Source organism: Streptomyces sp. NPDC002838, assembly GCF_040295365.1.
Lineage (GTDB): Bacteria > Actinomycetota > Actinomycetes > Streptomycetales > Streptomycetaceae > Streptomyces.
The window spans coordinates 1-2,647 of record NZ_JBEOVF010000134.1 but is presented as its reverse complement, the minus strand read 5'-3'; the positions used below and the strand labels follow the sequence as shown (position 1 = coordinate 2,647).

Here is a 2,647-nt window from a genome sequence, read left to right as displayed (position 1 = left end):
CGTCGGCCTACTCGATGACCAGAAGTCGATCACTCGGGAAGGTACGCCCTTCGCGTCCAGCCCGAGGCCGATCCACAGGTCATGAGCATTGCTCACGACCTTGGCCAGGAGGGCGCCGCCCAGCGCTACTACCAGGTCGGCTACCAACTCGCCTGCGAAGCCGACCCGCACGGCCACGCCGCCTGGATGATGCGCGCCCTCGCCCACCAGGCCCTCAGCCTCAAGCAGCCCCACCACTGCGTCGACCTCGTCGAAGGCGCCCTACGGCGGGGCCTCAGCCACGTCGACGGCCAGACCGAGGCGCTGCTGCACATCACCCACGCCCGCGCCTATGCCGCCGTGAGCGAGAGGCCCGCGGCGGCCCGCGCCCTACTCGCCGCCGAAGACGCCCTCCTGCGTGACGATGGCCCCCAGCCCAGTTACTCCCGTGTCAGTGGCCCTGCCGCCGGCACCGTCGCCAGCCACACCGCCCGCACCTTGACCGACTTGGCCGACCACGTCGGAACTGAGCAACAGCACCGCGACGCTCTAATTCGCTGGGACCCCGAGAAGTACAAGCGCGTCCACGCCCTCACCCACGCCGACCTCGGTGACAGCCTCGCCGCCCAGGCCTGCGCTGACGAGGCCGTCGCCGCCTGGGCACAGGCCCTGACCCTGATGCAGGGCATGACCTCCGACCGCACCCGCAAGGCCATCACCTCACTCCGCTCCACCCTCTCCATCTACCAGCGCCGCAAAGTGCCCGGAGCCTCCGAACTCGCCCGCCGGGCACGCGAAGCGCTGGCCTAGGCTGCCCAACAACCGGCCGACGAAGGGACACCAGCCGTGGCTCAGCAGACAACCGACGACCAGCCCAAAGCCCTACCGCCCGCCTTCGAATCCATGACCCTGCTGGTCGCCGCCGTCATCGTCCACGACAAGGCCACCAACCGGGTCGTCCTCCTCCAGCGCAGCGAGAACGCCAAGTTCGCCCAGGGCATGTGGGACCTCCCCGTCGGCAAGAGCGAACCTGGCGAGCCGATCACTGAAACCGCCGTACGTGAGCTGTACGAGGAGACCGGCCTGACGGTGAAGTCAGAGTCCCTGAAGGTCGCGCACATCATCCACGGCGCCTGGGGCGTAGAAGCCCCCAACGGCTTTGTCACCGTCGTGTTTGCCGCCCAAGAATGGACTGGCGAACCCGAGAACCGTGAACCTCGCAAGCATGCCCAGGTTAGGTGGGTCGATGCCGACTCCGTCCCCGAGAAGTTCGTGGACACCACCGCCAGTGCACTGCACCGTTACCTGACCGGCGGGCCTCAAGTGTCGCTGGATGGGTGGAAGTAGATGAAGTCTGCGTGATTCGGCCCCGGCAGGGCTCCGACCTGCGTTTCGCTCTGGTCGGGGCCGTCTGTGGGCCGTGGCGGCGCATCGTCGCCTAAAACTGCAACCTATCGACAGTGGCCTGAATGAAGGCGGCCCCGGCATCTTGCAACGCCCCTCTCGCGGCTTCGAAATCCTGCGAGAGGGTTGCGACCTCGCTCGTCCGCCCCGCGCGGATCGCGTCTGACCAAGCCGTAAGCGCGGTGAACTCCTTCCCCACCGCCCGGAGCACTGCATGCCCGTGGTCCACCACGTCCCTGGGCCCCAAAGGTCGGCACGCGCTGTAACTTCGGCAAGCTCAACGTACTGTCATGCCGCGTCCCAGGGTCGGGCTTTGCGGATGGAGGCGGCCAGGGCGCTGCGGATGGTGGCGCGGCACTCCGCAGCGGTGAGTCCGCGAGCCTCTCTCGTCGCTTGGAAGGCCTCTTCGACCACGTGGCGGGGGATGTCGCCCCATGCGACGAAGCGCCCCATCTTGAAGGCGCGTTGTTGAGGGATGTTGCGCTTCGATTCCGGCGCTGCTGAGACCTCGGCGCACTCTGCTTCCAGCGCGGCCAGGACCGCACGGCTGCCACTGACGTGCGGGAGCCTGAGCGGCCCGGCAGGCTGGACGGGAGCCGGTTGCAGCAGCAGCGGCAACAGCCAGGTGGGCAGCGGAGCTGCCAGAGTGGTTATCGCGATGCCGCCTGTAGGACTCCATGAGTCGTCCTCGATATATGGTTGTCTTTCGTACTCGATACATGGTTCACTGATGGCATGTCGAATATTCGGCTCACCAAGCCGACGATCGCTGTCCTGGAGGCACTCCTCTCCGCGACGAGCGAAAACCCGGCTTGGGGGCTTAGTATCTGCCGCGACGCCGACCTCGGCCCCGGCACCGTCTATCCCATTCTCGACCGGCTCACGGAGCGCGGCTGGGTTACCGGCTACGAAGAGACTGGACCTCACCCCGGCCGGCCTGCGCGCCGCTTCTACGAACTCACCGGCGTCGGGCGCACGCAAGCCAGAGAAGCCCTGGACGCCCGGAAAGCCCGGCAGCTCAAGTTCCGTCTGGCGGGAGGCTCGGCATGAGCACTCCGTCCCCGATGCAGAGGGGATCCATGGACCGGGCTACTGTCGGCGCTCTCGTGCGCAGTGCCGGTGACGGGGACGCGGCCAGTTGGAAAGCCCTCGTAGAAGGACTTAGCCCGCTAGTATCCTGAGTCGTTAGTTCGTTGGCAGTTGAGGGGTTGGGGGATGCCGGGTCCGAAGCCGTTGTTGTTGGAGTTGTCCGATCGCGAACGCA

General features: G+C 66.9%; 3 protein-coding genes and 2 pseudogenes. 4 read left to right on the top strand and 1 reads right to left on the bottom strand.

The features are described from left to right. Positions 1-93 precede the first annotated feature (93 nt). Positions 94-789 (top strand): annotated as a pseudogene (locus tag ABT063_RS51840) (NsdA family TPR-like regulatory protein); the annotation flags it as partial. A 36-nt stretch (positions 790-825) separates the two neighbouring features. Then, positions 826-1,326 carry an NUDIX domain-containing protein gene (locus tag ABT063_RS51835; protein ID WP_351069329.1) on the top strand — a complete coding sequence of 167 codons (501 nt, stop codon included), beginning with the start codon at positions 826-828 and terminating at the stop codon, positions 1,324-1,326. A 345-nt stretch (positions 1,327-1,671) separates the two neighbouring features. Here ABT063_RS51835 and ABT063_RS51830 read toward each other — a convergent pair whose 3' ends face one another. After that, entirely contained in the window at positions 1,672-2,001 is a 330-nt protein-coding gene (locus ABT063_RS51830) for a hypothetical protein (protein WP_351069327.1), read from the bottom strand. An 81-nt stretch (positions 2,002-2,082) separates the two neighbouring features. Here ABT063_RS51830 and ABT063_RS51825 point away from each other — a divergent pair, with 81 nt between their 5' ends. Both ABT063_RS51825 and ABT063_RS51820 read left to right on the top strand, forming a co-directional pair. Beyond that, a complete protein-coding gene (locus ABT063_RS51825; RefSeq protein WP_351069325.1) occupies positions 2,083-2,433 on the top strand; it encodes a PadR family transcriptional regulator in 351 nt (116 codons plus the stop codon). A 29-nt stretch (positions 2,434-2,462) separates the two neighbouring features. Continuing rightward, positions 2,463-2,558, top strand: a pseudogene (locus ABT063_RS51820) (sigma-70 family RNA polymerase sigma factor); the annotation flags it as partial. Between the last annotated feature and the right edge of the window lie 89 nt (positions 2,559-2,647).